The sequence below is a fragment of the Azospirillum sp. ST 5-10 genome (assembly GCF_051225715.1).
Lineage (GTDB): Bacteria > Pseudomonadota > Alphaproteobacteria > Azospirillales > Azospirillaceae > Azospirillum.
On record NZ_JBPJSP010000002.1, the window covers coordinates 55,900 to 71,096 of the forward strand.

Here is a 15,197-nt window from a genome sequence, read left to right on the forward strand (position 1 = left end):
GGCCCCCCAGAGTGTGGCCGTCCTTCCACAATTCTGCGGCAAGTGGTGACGGGGGACGACGGGGACGCCGTCTTTCAGCGGTTGTTTACCAGTACCGGGTTAGGTCCGGGCGACGCGGCCGCCACCGGCGGGCAACGGGACGAACGGAATGCCGACGACGAGCGTAGCGAACATCGCCAGCGTGGCGACGGGGAACAACACGGACCCGCTGATCATCAACTCCGGAACGGTGGCGGCCACGACACTCGCCAACCTCACGCGCTATCCGGAGCTGCGGGTCGAGACCAACGCCGCGCACGCCATCACCCTGCCGGCCGGCATCACCACCGCCGGTTCCACGTTCGTCCTCAGCACGACCAGCACGATCGGCGTCACCATCACCGCCGCCGCCTTCGCCAGCACCAGCATCAAGCTGGCGGCCACCACGGCGCGGGGCGACGATTCGGTGCTCGGCGGGCCGGCCGACGACACCATCAGCGGCGACGCCGGACGCGACACGCTCGACGGCGGCGCCGGCGCCGGCGCCGACCTGATCGACGGCGGGGCCGACAACGACATCATCACGGGCGGCGTCGGCAACGACACGCTGATCGGCGGCAGCGGCGACGACCGGCTCGACGGCGGCCGCGGCACCGACCTGCTCTCCGGCGACGGCGACCGTGATACCCTGTTCGGCGGCCAGGGCGACGACACCCTGTGGGGCGGCGCCGGCAACGATCTCCTGTACGGGCTGGCCGACGGCGACGCGCTGTACGGCGACTCCGGCGCCGACACCCTGTGGGGCGGCCTCGGCGTCGACCGGCTCGACGGTGGCGACGACGCCGACGTGCTGATGGGCGAACAATCCTTCGACACGCTGTACGGCGGCAACGGCGACGACGTCCTCTACGGCAACCAGGCGAACGACCGGCTGTTCGGCGAGGCGGGCAGGGACATCCTGTTCGGCGGCCAGGACGACGATTCGCTGGACGGCGGCAGCGATGCCGACGTGCTGTACGGCAACCTCGGCGCCGATGCGCTGGAGGGCGGGGCGGGTGCCGACACGCTGTTCGGCGGCCAGGGCGACGACGCCCTCGCCGGGGGAGCGGAGGACGACTGGCTGCAGGGCGGCGTCGGCAACGACGGCCTCACCGGCGGCGACGGCGCCGACCGCTTCGTCATCGGCCGCGGCCAGGGCGACGACGTCGTCCACGACTTCGACGCCGCCGCGGGCGACCGTCTCGTCGCCATCCGGGAAGGCTACCAAGTCGACCCGGTGGGCGGAGCGGCGGTGCTGCGGTTCTCCAGCGGCGCCACCGTCACCCTGGAGGGGGTCGCCGCCAGCGACGTCAGCGACTCCTGGTTCAGCTGGCTGTGACGGGCTCCCCGCCGTCGCGCAGGGCCGCCGCCTCGTCGAGCAGGCGGCGGTAGGCGACCTGCGTCGCCAGATGGGGATCGTGGGAGGCGTGCATGCGTTCGCACACGGCGCGCGCCCCGGTCTCCCGGCCCAGAGCGACGAGCGCCCGCGCCAGAACCACCGCCGCCTCGACGTCGCCGGGATTGTGCCGCCACGCGGTGCGGGCGTGGACCTCGGCCTCGCCGGCTTGGCCGCAGGCGAGCAGCGCCTTGGCCATCGCCAGCCGGTGATAGCCGAGCGGCGCTCCGGCGAGGCCGTCGGTGGCGGCACCGCCGAGGAGGTCGAGCGCCTCCGCCGGCCCCGGGGCGATGCTGGCGCCGTACAGCGCCTCGATCAGCGCGGGATGGTCGATCAGGGTGCCGCTGAAGGCGGCGCCGACGCCGAAACGCCGGTCGGCGATGACGCTCTCCAGGAAGGGGCGCAACCCGAACCGGGCGTGGACGTAGGGCGCCATGGAATGGAAGGCGTTGCGCACCCCAACGAACACGGTGTGCGGGCGCCGCCGGACGGCGGCGCCGCACATCATGTCGGCCAGGAACTTCTCGCCCGCCCACAGCACCGTCGGCGTCGGCGCGTCGGCCAGCACCTCGACCAGCGCGGGTCCGTCGACGGGCCGGCTCTCGCGGGTGCGCATCAGCGCGCCGTCGGCGATGTTGAGCAGCGTCTCGGTCGCCAGCCCGACGTTGAGATCCGCTCCCATCAGGCAGCCGAAGAGGACGGCGGCGTAGGCGCCCATCGAGTTGCCGTAGGACACGACGCGGCCGCCACGCCGCCGGTGGCGGGCAGCCAGCTCGCGGAAGAAGGCGGCGCTCTCGCGCCACTCCCGGCCGACACCCGGCACCTCGGAAACGTAATAGCCGTTGTCCGGGCAGTTCACGAAGGCGACCGAGAAGGCGATGCCCTCCAGCGCCTGGAAGCCGTCGAAGCGGCCGGCCTCGGTGTTGGCCCCGCAGAAGAGCACGAGGAGATCGTCGCTATCCGGATTCTCGCGCAGGTGGAAGTAGGCGCCCTCACCGCTCATGGACGGCGACGCTCAGGCCGTCCTGACCGGGCGCAGCAGGACCTGGTGCTTGTTGGACGGCACCGCCGGCGCCGACGGCCGCAGCACCAGCCCCTTGGCGGTCGGCTCGACGTTGGCGTCGGGATAGACCGCCAGCACGTCCTTCAGCGCCTCCTTGAGACGGAAGGCGAGGACGCGGTGCTCGCTGACCGAGCCGAAATGCTGCGACAACGCGTGCCAGGGCACCACCGTCTGCTTGTCCAGGCGGTGCAGCCGGTGCACCAGCCAGACATAGGCGTCGAGCGCCAGGGCGGAGTTCTTGAGCTTGGCGATGGCGTGCTCGTCCAGGGGGACGGCGTGCTCCATCAGATGGTCGAAGAAGCTCTGGGTCAGGCGCACGTAGCGGGCCCACTCGCCGCCGGTGCGGAAGAGGTCGGGGGCGTCCTGGTCGTCGCGCCACAGCTTGATGCCGTCGATCAGACGCTGGTCGGAGATCTCGGCGGTCGAGCTTCCGGTGGTCGTGCGCAGGGTGAACTCGCAGCGCGCGATGCGCATGACCTGCTCGCGCACCGGCTTGTAGTTGCCGCGCTCGCCGCCGGTCGGCGACAGGCCGAGCCGGCGCAGCCAGGCGCTCATGCTGGGACCGAGGTCGATGGCCGGCTTGCGCGTCTTGCGCGCCTCGGTCTGCAGATAGATCATGATGAGGCGCGCCTTGGCGCCGTAGGGGACGCCGACCTCGACGACCGTGCCGTCGCGCAGCGGCAGGATGCCGGGCCGCACGACGAGCTGGTACTTGCCGTTGTTGCGCACCCAGGGAGCGGTCTCGTCCTTGGGTTTGCGGTGGGGCAGCGACGCCTGGCAGAAGCCGGCGTGCAGGTAGCCGATGGCGTCGACCTCGCTGCTCAGCGATTCGTGCGCCATGATCACGCGCCGCCGTTCCTTGGGATCGCTGGTGCGCGCCATCACCGCGTCCAGGCCCTCCAGGGTCAGCTGCTCGTGGATCTTGGCCATCGCCACCTCCGTCGCGGAACCGTCATCGTTCATGTCCCAGCTAGAACACAAAATGTGGGGCGATGGCTAGGCGGAACCACACCAGGATTCGCTGAAGTCGCAACGGCCGGGGCAGATTCCGTTGCAACTTCAGCGTCCATCCGCCGCCGTCCGGGGCGGGCGTTGCGACTTCAGCGTCGGCGCACCCCACGCCAGCCCTGGAAACGGCGGACCCGGCGTATCAAAATCAGCGACGGCGGGACGCGTATCCACAGGAACCTTCGATTGTCCACGCAGAGTCCGCAACGCGTCAGCATCGGGACTCGCCGATGTTGAAACACCGGCGACGCTGAATTGGAAACGCGGCAAGTTCATTTCACGCTGAAGTCGCAACCGGAACCCCGGTTATCCACGCTGAACTTGAATCCATTTCCTATATGAATCCCGATATCTCTTCCGAATAGATTCGGGCCGGGCGGCAGCGCGAGCCGGCGACCCCGGCAGAACTTCGACGCGGCGGGCCGGAGACTCGGGACGCCAGGGCCCCGCCAACCGGCACCGACGCTGAATTTGATACGGCAACCGGCGTCGGGTCCGGCCGACGGCCGCGTTCCGGCCGCCACGAAGGACGCTGAATTTGATACGTCAGGCGCCATCCGAACGACTCGCGCCCAACGCTGAATTTGTAACGCCGGACGGAACGGCCCAGGATCCGCGCGACTCCGTGCGTTTGTGCGACTCCGCCACGCTGAAGTCGCAACGCGGCCCGCTCCCGACCGCCCCGAGTCCCGCGCCACCGGCGGCGTTACCAATTCAGCGTGCCCGACTCGCCGCCGACCGTCACCGCCAGGTCGGCTCGGCGGGCACTTCCGGGCGGGCGAGCCAGTTGCCGAGATAGCGGTTGTTGCGATGGCGGATCTCCAGGAATCCGGCGGATTCGGCCGCCGGCTTGTAGACGCGGAAGGTCTTCAGCATGCCCAGCGTCGCCGCACTCTCCAGCGGCCCGGCAAAGGCGACGTCGCGGTCGAGAAACCAAGGGGAGGAGGCCCACCGGCGCATCTGCGCCGCGCTGAGAATGAAACAGCCGGCGTGCGGATTGTTGGGACGCTGGAGCACCACCCTGGCACCCATCACCGTTCCCGCGAGCCGCGGCTGCTCGTGCACGTTCTGCCAGCGCCCGGCGAAACCGGGATCGAGATGGCCGTCGATGTAGAGCTTTTCCGGCGAGTCGCGCAGCAGCTCGTAGCGGTTGGGCAGCAGCAGCGCCGACGGCCCGGCCAGCGACTGGAACCACGCCAGCTTCACCAGGAACAGCGGGTCCTGGACCAGCAGATCGTCCTCGAGATAGCCGTACCAGTCGTAGCCGTCGAGGTCGGCGGCCAGCGCCGCATGGCACTCGAAGCCGAGGAGCGTCGGTTCGGCGGCGGTGGGATGGTGGCGCCACGTCGCGGCGGGCAGGGCGAGCCCGTCCAGGGCATGGTGCGCGCCGGTGGTGCAGACGACCACATCCAGCACCGCCTCGGCCGCACCGTTCGCCCGTGCCCGCACGTTGTGGCGGCGGTTGAGCAGCAGCGACTGCTGCCCACCCAGCGTCCGGTGCAGGGCGAGAACGGTGTCGGCCAGCGCCGCCGCCCGCACGCTGCGGTCGGCGCCGGTCGACCCGTAGTAGCCGCTGCCGCCTTCGGCGTAATGGGGAATGGCGATCAGGATGCGCATGGGGCTCCTCAATCCAGACGGACCAGGCCGCGGCCTTCGGCCCGCTCGCGGTAGGCCGAGACCACCGAATCGTCGAAGCGCGGAGCCGGCTCCCAGTCGCCGTCGGTGTAGACGGGCCGGCCGAAGGGACGCAGGGTCGCCAGGAACTCGTCCCAGCTCTGGCCGCCACGGAACCGCACGCGGGGGTGCACGACGGCGACGTCGGGGCGCAGGTAGAAGACCTCCGGCCGGCCGAAACCGAAGACGTAGACGCTGCCGGGCGGCAGCGGAGCCAAGCGCTCGGCCAGGTCGCGGCGGATCTCGGGATAGGAGGCCCCGCCGCCGCGCACGAAGGCGAGCGCCGGACGGGCCACATTGTGCCCCCACGACAGCAGCCCCAGGCCGAGCGCCAGCCCCGTCAGCACCCGGGCGGCGCGGCCGCCACGGCGCAGCACCCGCCAGAACAGCCAGAGGGCCAGCGGCACCAGGCCGGTCGCCAGGAAGCGGAGGTCGAACGCCTCGAAGAACTGGCGCGCCCGCAAACCGTAGAGCGCGGCCAGGTAGACCAGCCCGGAGACCGCCGCCCAGGCGGCGAAGCGGTCGGCGAACGGATCGAGAATCGGCCAGGCGCGGCGGTCCCGCCGTCCCGTCAGGACCACCGCCAGCACCGGAGCGCCGACGAACAGCAGGGTCAGCAGAACCCCCCGCGGGCTTTCCGGGCCGGCGGTCTGCAGCACCGGGTTCGCCACCACCCAGACGCTGCGCGCCATGGCCAGCGCCAGATCGGCCAGGGGGACGGTGTTGGGCACGCGCAGGGTGCCGGTCCACAATCCCGTCTGCAGGTGGTTGTTCCACAGGTAGGCCAGCGCCAGCAGTCCGGCGGCGGCGAACCACAGGGCCAGCGGCACGGCGACGCGCCAGCGCCCCCACCAGGCGGCGCGCAGCACCGCCAGCCCGCCGACGACGAAGGCGTAGGCGCCGATGTAGCGCAGCAGGAACAGCGCCAGCGCGGTCGCCGCCGCCGCCGCCGCGAGGCGGCCCGGGCGGTGGCTGTCGTCGAGCGCCGCCAGCAGGGCGAAGAACAGGAACTGCACGGGCAGGAAGGGCGCCTCGGCGAGGCTCCAGGCGTGCATGCTCCACACCGTCGCGAACAGGTAGAGGGCGCCCGGGGCGATCGCCCGGCGGCCGAACACGCGGTGGAGGATCGCCAGGCCGGCGGCGATGGCGACGATGTTGACCAGCTTGGAGGCCCAGAACACGTCCAGCGGCGTCAGCAGCGACGCCGCGGCGATCAGCACGGGATAGCCGGCCGGCCACACCGCGAAGAAGGGAAACAGGGTGTCGCCGCGGTCGATGCCGCTCTTGAACACGCCGGCGGCGAAGCCCCGCCCCTCCTCCAGGAAGCGGGCGAGGCGCAGGTAGAGGGTGCCGTCGATGTTCAGCAGGCCGATCGGGCTGGTCCAGCTCGCCGTCACCACGCCGACGGCGGCGAGAACGAAGATCCCCGCCAGGACCAGGACCGGCAGGGACATCGGGCGCGGCGGCGCGGCGGAGTGGGGCATGCGGTCGGATCCGAGTCGGCGGGACATCCTTCATGCCCGAACCCTCGCTGAATTCGCAACACCCTCGGCCGGCCAAAGCCGTTGCCTCGCCCGCACCGGGTCTGGCATCAATACGCGCCTTGCGCCATCTCCTTCGACGACGGGACCCGAGAGCCGTGATCCGACCTTCCGCCCTGCTGCTGCCCACCGAGTTCGGGCAATCGATCGCCCGCAGCCTGGGACGCGGGGGGCTGTGCCGTCCCGTGGTCATCGGCGCCACCGGCGGCTCCGGCACGCGGGCCGTGCGGGCGGTCCTCGACCGGGCGGGCGTGTTCATGGGCGCCAACGTCAACAACGTCGGCGACGCCATGGACTACGAGCCGCTGCTGGACGAGCTGATCAACCGCATCCTCGAGGAGACCCACGCCACCGACTACGAGGTCGGCCGCCTGTCGCCGCGCCTGCGCGAGCCGGCGATCCATCGCCTGAGGACGCAGATCCGCGTCTATCTCCGGGACCGGCCGCGCGCCGCCGGGCGCTGGGGCTGGAAGAACCCGCGCTCCATGTACATCCTGCCGCTGATCCACGCCGTCTTCCCCGAGATGTGCTTCGTCCACGTCGTGCGCGACGGCCGCGACATGGCGGTGTCGACCAACCAGTGGCAGTTCAGGAAGCACCACGACGCCATGTTCGGCCGCGCCGCCGCCGAGGACGAGACGGCGGTGGCGTCGTGCGCCCTGTGGGGCCGTGCCAACCTGGGGGTCGCCGAGTGGGGCGAGCGGGTGATGGGCGGGCGCTACATCCGCATCCGGCTGGAGGATCTCTGCACCCGGCCGCTCGACACGGTGAGCGACCTGCTGCACCGGCTCGACCTCGACCCCGCGGCGGCGGCTCCCGCGGCCGCGCTGGTGGAGACGCCCCCCTCGCTGTACCGCTGGCAGCGCCTTCTCGACGAGGCGACGGTGCGAACGCTGGAGGAGGTGAGCGGCGACGCCCTGCGCCGCTTCGGCTATCTCGGCGCGGCGACGCCGGCCGCCGCGGCCTGAGCCGTCGCGGACGCCGGCCCATGCCCACCGCCAACCGGGCGCTCGTCGTGCTGGGGATGCACCGCAGCGGCACGTCGGCGCTGGCCGGGACCTTCCACAAGCTGGGCCTCGACTTCGGCAGCAACCTGATGCCGCCGGAGGAAGGCTCCAACGAGATGGGGTTCTGGGAGCACAACTCCATCGTGCCGATCCACGAGCGTCTCCTGCGGGCGCTCGGCTCCCATTGGAGCGACCCGGCGCCGCTGCCCGGGGGCTGGACCACCCGCACGGAGGTGCGGGCCCTGGCGCGCGAGATCGTCGACGTGCTGCGCCACGACTTCGACCGCCCCGGCGACTGGGGCATGAAGGACCCGCGGATGTGCCGGCTGCTGCCGCTGTGGCTGCCGCTGTTCGCCGAGGTCGGCGCCCGCCCGGTCTTCGTCCTGATCGGGCGCCACCCCTACGAGGTGGCGCAGTCGCTGCACAAGCGCGACGGCTTGCCGCTGGACCGCTCCTACGAGCTGTGGTACCGCCACATGGCCGAGGCGGAGGAGGCGACCCGGGATTTCCCGCGGGTCTTCCTGCGCTATCAGGCGCTTCTCGAGGATTGGCGCGCCTGCGTCGGCGGAGCGCTGGAATCGCTGGACGTCGCCGCCCTGCGGGCCGCCGTGGACGGACCGGCGGCGGCGGAGGTCGACGCCTTCCTCACCCCGGCGATGCGCCACAACGCCGCCGACGAGGCGCGCTTCCGGGCCGAGGCGCCGTCCCACGTCCAGGCGCTGCACGCCCGTCTGGGCGGCGCGGCGCGGCGACGGCGGCTTGGCGGCTGGGCCGCCCGCCTGTTGCAAGTTCTGCGTGGGCGGTGACCGGCGGAACGGTCGCCGTGTTCGCAATTCAGCGTGGAGTCCCGATGGAACCGGCCCGCACCCTGCTCGTCCTCACCCCTTCCGCCGACGCCGCGGCCGGCATCGGGGCGCTCGCCGCCGAGGCACGCCCGGCGATCCCCTGGAACACGCTGCACGTCCCGGCGATCGGCGACGGCCTGGCCGCGGCGGCGGCCCGCGCCGACCTCGTCGTCGCCCTCGACGGCTTCGCTGAAGACGCAACGCCGGTGCCCCCGGCCAAGCTGCTGCGCCCGGCCGCCGCCTTGCCGCCGCCGGCGCTCTACCGGCCGCTGCCCGAGGCGCCGAGCCGGCGGCTGGAACGCATCCTGGTGGTCGCCGACGAGCGGCTGGCCGAGCGCGGCGTGGCCCTGGCGCGGACGCTGGCGCACGGCGCCGCGACGACGCTGGGCGCGCCCACGGCCGCCCTGTTCCTGGCCCTGCCGGATCTCGACGGTGTCGCCGTCCGGGCCGTCGCCGGCGAGGCGGCCTGGCTCGACCTGCTGGCCCAGCACGATCTGGTGGTGACGGCCGACGCTGAAGTCGCAACGCTGGCCAACGCGCTGCTGAAGCCGGCCGTCCTCGTCGGCGGCCCGTCGACGGCGCCGTTCGTCTTCGCCGCGGCGGCCGACGGCGTGGCGGACGTGGTGGCGCGCTGGCGCCCGGCCGACTCGATGCCGGACCTGGTCAACTGGAAACGCGCCGGCCAGGCCGACTGGGTGGCGGCCCTCGACCGCGCCCTCGCGGCGCTGGGGCTGTAGGCCGATGCTGACCCTCATCGCCCGCCACGGCGACGCTCCCGACGGCGCGCGCAGCGCCGTGCACAGCGGCAACATGGGCGACGTGGTCTACGCGCTGCCGGCGCTGGCGGCGGCTGGCGTGGAGCGGCTGGTGCTGAACGTCTGCCGCGACCCCGGCGTCGGCGGCCGGGTGATGAGCGCCGCCATGGCCGAGTTCCTGGCGCCCCTGCTGCTGGCCCAGCCCGGCATCCGCCGGGTCGACGTGGCCGAGGTGCCGGTGCGCCTCGCCCCCGGCTTCGGCGCCCGGGCCCGCGGCGAGGTGCTGAGCCAGGGCCTGCCGCTGGAGCACGTGCCGGCGGCGGCGCTGGGCGTCGACCTGGTGCTCGACCGCTTCCGCCTGGAGCCGCTGGACCGCCTGCACCTGGTGGAGGCGCACGCCCGTGCCGCCGGGGTGCGCGTGTCCGGGGTCGGCCGCTTCCTGCACCTTCCCGAGGGGGAGGAGCCGGTGCGCCGCGACGGGCCGATCGTGCTGTCGTTGACCCCGCGCTACCGGCACCAGCCGGCCGAGTTCTTCGCCGCGCTGTTGAAGGGGCTGGGTCCGGTCGTCATGGTCGGCCTGCCGGAGGACGCGCCGGTGTACGCCGGGATCGCCGGGGAGCTCGTGACCGCCCGCGACGGCCTGGAGCTGGCGCGGCTGATCGCCGCGGCCCGCGCCTTCGTCGGCGCGCCGTCGATGCCTTACGCGCTGGCCGAAGGGCTGAAGGTGCCGCGGCTGGTGGACGTGCCGGCCTTTCCCGCCAACGCCTTTCCGCTGGGTGCCCGCGGCTGGGTGCTGCCGGCGCGGCCGCGGGCGGCGCGCCGCCTGCTGGAGGCGGCGTTGGCCGGCGACGCCGCGGCCGTCGCCGCGGCCCGCGGCGTGGGCGCGGACGTGCAGCTGGCGCCCGCCGCCGTGCCGCGCAGCCGCGTCAAGGCGTACGTGCGTCTGGGCGATGCGTACACCGAGCCGCCGACGGCGGTGACCGCGCTCGATCTCGTGCCGGTTCCCCAACGCCTCGAGCTCGTGCTGCCGCCCGTCGCCCACGCCCCGCGCGGCGTGCGTTTCGACTTCGGCGAACGGTCCGGCGTGTTCGACGTGGTGTCGCTGCGCGTCATCGACGCCGGCGGCGGGGAGCTCTGGCGGCTGGAGCCCGACCGCGGGGTCCTGGAGGCGCAGCCGCGCGGTGCCCTCGTCCTGTGGCCCGGCGGCCCGGACGGCCGGCTCGTCTGGGTCGGCCTCGAGGGGCAGGGCTGGATCGAGCTGCCGCTGCCGTCCGGCGTCCTGGGGCGGCTGCGCGGCGGCGGGCGCATCGTCGCCGACCTGCGGGTATGCGGTGCCGACGAGGCGGTCCGCCTGTGCGCCCGCGCCGCCGGCGAGGCGGCTCTGGCGGCGGAACGCGCCGGCCACGCCCGCGCCGCCGCGGAAGAGGTGCGCGACCATGCGCTGACGGAGGCGGAGACGGCGCGCGCGGCCTACGCCGCGACGCTGGCGGAACGCGACGCCGCGCTGTCGGAGATGCACCATCGCACCGGCGAGCGCGACGCGCTGCGCGCCGCCCTGGACGGGATCTACGCCTCCACCTCGTGGCGGGTGTCGGCACCGCTGCGCGTCGCCAGCCGCCTGCTGCGCCGCCGCTGACCGGCCGGCTCCCCACCGAATCTCTTTTCCTGCCGGCCCGTTCGCGCTAAATCAAAGGCGCCGAACCTTTTCGAGGACGAGAATCATGGCTGAAGGCACCGTGGACTACTACGCGATGGTCGAAGAGGCGTGGCAGCTCAGCGACACCGCCCGGGATTACGTGAAGAACGCCGGACGGGAGGTCGACAACACCGAGCTCTGGGAGAAGATCTTCGCCCCCTCGCCGCTGGTGGATCACGAGCGCACCCAGCGTGAGGGGGGCCAGCCCATGCAGAAGATCTTCTTCAAGAACCCGTACGGCCTCTACTACCGGCCGGACCATAAGGACTGGATCCCCTTCCGTCACGGGCAGCTCGATCCGGCCTATCTCCAGGCCGTGTGATCCCGTCCGCCGTCCCTCGCCCGCCGGCGAGGGACGGAGCGGGACGGCCGGTCAGCCGGCGAGGATCCAGCCGGCCTGCACGGCGGACGGGGCGATCCCCTGCAGCGTCACCGAATGGCCGTCGGCCAGGGCCAGCACGGCGTTGCCGCCGGCGTCCTGGCCGAGGCTCCAGGCCGCGCCCGGAGCGATCACCACCCGGTCGCCGGCCCAGGGCGCGAAGTCGGCGACGAGATCCGCCCCGGCACCGCCGCCGATCTCGAAACGGTCGGCCCCTTCGCCGCCCCACAGGGTGTCGTTGCCGCGGTTGCCGTACAGCCGGTCGTCGCCGGCCCCGCCGTAGAGGACGTCGGCGTTCAGGCCGCCGAACAGGGTGTCGGCGTCGGTCCCGCCGAACAACGTGTCGGATCCGCGGTTGCCGTAGAGGATATCGGCGTCGAGGTTGCCGTAGACCAGATCGTCGCCCGACCCGCCGAACAGCACGTCGTTGCCGCGGTTGCCGCACAGCCGGTCGGTGGCGGCGTTGCCGTAGATCTCGTCGTCGCCGGCGCCGCCCGACAGCTGGTCCAGCCCGTAACCGCCATGCATGGTGTCGGCGCCGGTGGCGCCGATCATCGTGTCGTTGCCGTCCTCGCCCCATAGGGTGTTGGCCGCGTCGTCGCCGACGACCCTGTCGCCGTGGTAGGTGCCCATGGCGTTGCGGGCATAGGGGACAGACTGCACGGCACCGTGCCCGTCGGCCACCGTCCGGGCGGCGAGGTCGAGGATGATCCCCTCGGGGGCGGCCGCGCCGCCGGCCGTCCAGGGCTGGTCGACGTCGCCCAGCAGGAAGGCGGCGGAGTCGTCGCTGCCGAGGTTGAAGTCCAGCGCCGTCAGCTGGTAGGAGCCGCCGATCCCGGTCAGCTCGATGGAGAACTCGGCGGCGAGGTCGTCGTCGGTGTTGCCCTCGACCACGACGTTGTTGCCTTCCACCGCCCAGCGCACCTGGCCGGCGGCGGAGAAGCCGGCCTCGCCGATGAAGGTGAAGCCCTGCTTGCCCGGCTCGGCGAACCGGGCGTCGATCTCCGAGAGATCGATGACGTCGCGTTGGGTGTGGGCGCCGGCCCCGCGGAAATCGACGATCTCCTGCCCGGGAACGAGCTGCGCGGTGGCGCCGCCGACCGAGGAGAAGGTGACGGTGTGCCCGCCCTCGAAGGATTCCGTCAGGCGGCCGCGGAAATCGGCGATGCGGTCGCGCGATCCCGGCGCCGATTCCGAGGGGTCGGCGATGGAGAAGGTGTCGGCGCCGGTGCCGCCGGTCAGCACGTCGGGACCGGCCCCGCCGGCGATCCAGTCGTTGCCGCCGCCGCCGTCGATCACGTCGGCGTTGGTGGCGTCCTGGGCGAGGCCGGCGTTGGTGCCGGCGCGGTAGCGGTCGGTGTAGTAGTCGCCGAACAGGCTGTCGTCGCCTTCCCCGCCCGACACCACGTCGGCGCCGGCGAGCCCCAGCATCGTGTCGCGTCCGGCACCGCCGTCGAGATGGTCGTCGCCGCCGCCGCCGTCGACGTAGTCGTTGCCGGCGCCGCCCAGCAGGATGTCGGCGTTGGCGGCGCCGACGGGGTCGCCGGAGAGGACGTCGTTGCCGGCGCCGCCGGCCAGCACGTCCGCGTCGTCGCCGCCCAGCAGCGTGTCGTCGCCGGCGCCGCCGGCGATGTTGTCCTTGAGCGGCGTGCCGGCGAGGCTGTCGTTGCCCGCGGTCCCGGTGCTGTCGTTGGCCAGGTTGTTGAGGCCGAGGTCGCGCAGGATGGCGATGTCGAGGGCGGTGAGGTCGAGGCGCGTTCCCGGGTGCGTCGCCGGTTCGAACAGCCCGCCCATGTCGCCGACGGCGGTGCTGTAGTGGAAGAGGTTGCCGTCCACCAGCGGCACCGGCTGGCCGTACACCATGGTGGCGCTCGGCCCGGCGAAGAAGGGCGCGGGGTTCGGCTGTGCGCCCTGGTAGATGGTCCAGCGGTCGAACACCGTCATGGTGGAGCCGATGGCGCCGGTGTCGTCGTCGCGCAGCCCCGACAGGCCGAGGCCGTGCGCCAGCTCGTGGCGCATCACGTCGTAGAAGTCGTACTGATCGTCGGGGACCAGGGGCTCGTCGATCGGCGTGCGGTCACGGGGGTTGGGATCGAAGTAGAACCAGCCTTCCGTCACCGCCTGGGTGTTCACGGTGATGATGATGTCGGGCGCCGCGCCGTTGGCGTCGATCCCGGTGGTGATCTCGTAGGCGGCGGTCGCCTGGCGGACGTCGTAGACCGTGCCGGCGGCCTGCTTGTGCCAGGCGGCGGGATCGGCGGGCAGGGCCGGCAGGTTCTTCAGCAGCATGTCCGAGGGCTGCGTGTACTGGCGCACCGGCACCAGGCCGCCGGGTCCCCCGGTGGCGAGGATGGTGGTGCCGAGATCGTCGGCCTTGACCAGGATGTCGAGGGTGGCGTCGGTCACATAGGGACGGCCGAGGCTGGCGACCGCCGCGGTCAGGATCGCCTCGACCGACGGTTGCACCGCGGCGATGGCGGCGGCGGTCTCGTCGAAGGTGATGGTGCTCTGCAACGCCATGGATCGGCCCCCGCGCTTCCGGCCGGCCGCCGGCCGGAAGGCGTCGTGTTCGGGTGGGAGATCCGCAACCCATACGGTGGGAAGGTTGACGTTCGCCTAACGCGGGGGCCGGCCTACGCGGCCGCCGGCTCGCTCGGCGCCGGCGCGGGCTGGTCGAGGAACTGGCGGTTGTTGCGCCGGACGGCCGCCTGCCGGTCGTCGTAGAGGAAGGTCAGGAACACCATCCGCCGGCCGGCGGTCACCGGCCGGACCTCGTGCAGCAGCGAGCACGAGAAGACCAGCGCGCCGCCGACCGGGGGACGGTACAGGGCGGGGCCGTATTCCGGGAACCACATCTCGCCACCTGCGTAGCGGTCGTCGAGCCCGATCGACACGGCGAACTGGCGGTGCGCGGTTCCCTTGGTGGTGTTGTCCCGGTGGGCCCGGAAATGGCCGCGGCTCTCGGCGTCGTAGCTGGCGACGATGTAGCGCTCGATGCGCGACATGCGGGCCTGGTAGCCGTGCTCGAGGGCGGGGAGGAGACGGCGGCGGATCTGGTCGACGACCGTCGTGCGCAGGGCCGGATCGTCGACCGACGCGTCGCGCCGCCGCTTCATGGCGGGATTGAGCATCGGCATCGTCCGGCCGTCGCGCTCCACCATGTAGCCGGACTCGCCGCCGCCGTCCGTCTCGTAGGCGGCGACCAGCCGGTCGCACAGGACGGGATCGAAGATCCGCGGCACGATCATCACCGGGGCGTGGCACGGCGCCGCGAACGGCTCCGGCACGGCGGGCAGGGATGCCAGGACGCCGGCGAGCCAGTCGGCGTGGCCGTCGGCGTCCCGGAAGCGCTCCACCGCGACGACGCGCAGCGCCGGGTCGAGCACGTAGGTGGCGGGCTCGTAGGTCGGCGGAGCGCCGCCGTCAGCGGCGGGCGCCGCCACCGCGCCGCCGAGCCGGCTGATGCGCATGTCGCTGTCGAAGAAGAAGCGCTGGCCCGGCGTGCGGTTGCGCAGCCGCCCCGTGCTCTCGTCCGTCGGATCGATGCTGACGCCGAAGAACGAGCAGTGGCGGTCGTCGAAGCGCTCGCCCATCGCGGCGACGCGCTGCAGGAAGCGCTCGCCGAATCCCAGCCCTGCCGAAACGAAGAAGCTCAGCACCAGGTAGCGCCCGGCCATGGAGTCGAAGTGGAAGTCCGGCCGGTTGGGCGTGCGCCCGCTGAAGTGTGGGAACGGGTCTCCGGGGGTGAGCAGCGGCATCGGCGTCGGCCCGATCTTGTGGGTATGTCGCGGCATATTCGCCGCCACCCGCCCCCG

12 protein-coding genes are annotated in these 15,197 nt (G+C 72.6%); 6 read left to right on the top strand and 6 right to left on the bottom strand.

Annotated features, from left to right (window positions below; translation table 11 throughout):
* Positions 1-148: 148 nt before the first annotated feature.
* Entirely contained in the window at positions 149-1,357 is a 1,209-nt protein-coding gene (locus tag ACSBPG_RS02640; RefSeq protein ID WP_435535548.1) for a calcium-binding protein, read from the top strand.
* On the opposite strand, the gene ACSBPG_RS02645 is transcribed toward ACSBPG_RS02640, so the two are convergent.
* The 4 genes from ACSBPG_RS02645 to ACSBPG_RS02660 all read right to left on the bottom strand — a co-directional run bounded on the left by ACSBPG_RS02645 (position 1,344) and on the right by ACSBPG_RS02660 (position 6,643).
* Positions 1,344-2,417 carry a tetratricopeptide repeat protein gene (locus ACSBPG_RS02645; RefSeq protein ID WP_435535549.1) on the bottom strand — a complete coding sequence of 358 codons (1,074 nt, stop codon included), beginning with the start codon at positions 2,415-2,417 and terminating at the stop codon, positions 1,344-1,346. The two genes, ACSBPG_RS02640 and ACSBPG_RS02645, sit on opposite strands and share 14 nt — an antisense overlap.
* 12 nt (positions 2,418-2,429) lie before the next feature.
* Complete coding sequence (locus ACSBPG_RS02650; RefSeq protein WP_435535550.1) at positions 2,430-3,407, bottom strand: replication protein RepA; 978 nt, start codon at positions 3,405-3,407, stop codon at positions 2,430-2,432.
* Positions 3,408-4,226: 819 nt separating this feature from the next.
* Complete coding sequence (locus ACSBPG_RS02655) at positions 4,227-5,102, bottom strand: hypothetical protein (RefSeq protein ID WP_435535551.1); 876 nt, start codon at positions 5,100-5,102, stop codon at positions 4,227-4,229.
* An 8-nt stretch (positions 5,103-5,110) separates the two neighbouring features.
* Positions 5,111-6,643, bottom strand: coding sequence for a hypothetical protein (locus tag ACSBPG_RS02660; protein ID WP_435535552.1), 1,533 nt, complete (start codon positions 6,641-6,643; stop codon positions 5,111-5,113).
* A gap of 155 nt (positions 6,644-6,798) precedes the next feature.
* Here ACSBPG_RS02660 and ACSBPG_RS02665 point away from each other — a divergent pair, with 155 nt between their 5' ends.
* The 5 genes from ACSBPG_RS02665 to ACSBPG_RS02685 all read left to right on the top strand — a co-directional run bounded on the left by ACSBPG_RS02665 (position 6,799) and on the right by ACSBPG_RS02685 (position 11,325).
* Entirely contained in the window at positions 6,799-7,668 is an 870-nt protein-coding gene (locus ACSBPG_RS02665; RefSeq protein ID WP_435535553.1) for a sulfotransferase, read from the top strand.
* A gap of 20 nt (positions 7,669-7,688) precedes the next feature.
* Entirely contained in the window at positions 7,689-8,513 is an 825-nt protein-coding gene (locus ACSBPG_RS02670; protein WP_435535554.1) for a sulfotransferase family protein, read from the top strand.
* 44 nt (positions 8,514-8,557) lie between these two features.
* Positions 8,558-9,289 (top strand): hypothetical protein, encoded by a 732-nt coding sequence (locus ACSBPG_RS02675; protein ID WP_435535555.1) that lies wholly within the window; start codon positions 8,558-8,560, stop codon positions 9,287-9,289.
* A gap of 4 nt (positions 9,290-9,293) precedes the next feature.
* Positions 9,294-10,943: a hypothetical protein gene (locus ACSBPG_RS02680; RefSeq protein ID WP_435535556.1), complete on the top strand. Its 1,650-nt coding sequence runs from the start codon at positions 9,294-9,296 to the stop codon at positions 10,941-10,943.
* An 85-nt stretch (positions 10,944-11,028) separates the two neighbouring features.
* The gene (locus ACSBPG_RS02685; protein ID WP_435535557.1) at positions 11,029-11,325 is read left to right on the top strand and encodes a hypothetical protein; all 297 of its coding nucleotides are present in this window, start codon (positions 11,029-11,031) and stop codon (positions 11,323-11,325) included.
* Positions 11,326-11,376: 51 nt separating this feature from the next.
* Here ACSBPG_RS02685 and ACSBPG_RS02690 read toward each other — a convergent pair whose 3' ends face one another.
* Together ACSBPG_RS02690 and ACSBPG_RS02695 are read right to left on the bottom strand one after the other, a co-directional pair.
* Positions 11,377-13,902 carry a hypothetical protein gene (locus ACSBPG_RS02690; protein ID WP_435535558.1) on the bottom strand — a complete coding sequence of 842 codons (2,526 nt, stop codon included), beginning with the start codon at positions 13,900-13,902 and terminating at the stop codon, positions 11,377-11,379.
* 113 nt (positions 13,903-14,015) lie between these two features.
* The gene (locus ACSBPG_RS02695; protein ID WP_435535559.1) at positions 14,016-15,176 is read right to left on the bottom strand and encodes a 2OG-Fe(II) oxygenase; all 1,161 of its coding nucleotides are present in this window, start codon (positions 15,174-15,176) and stop codon (positions 14,016-14,018) included.
* Positions 15,177-15,197 lie beyond the last annotated feature (21 nt).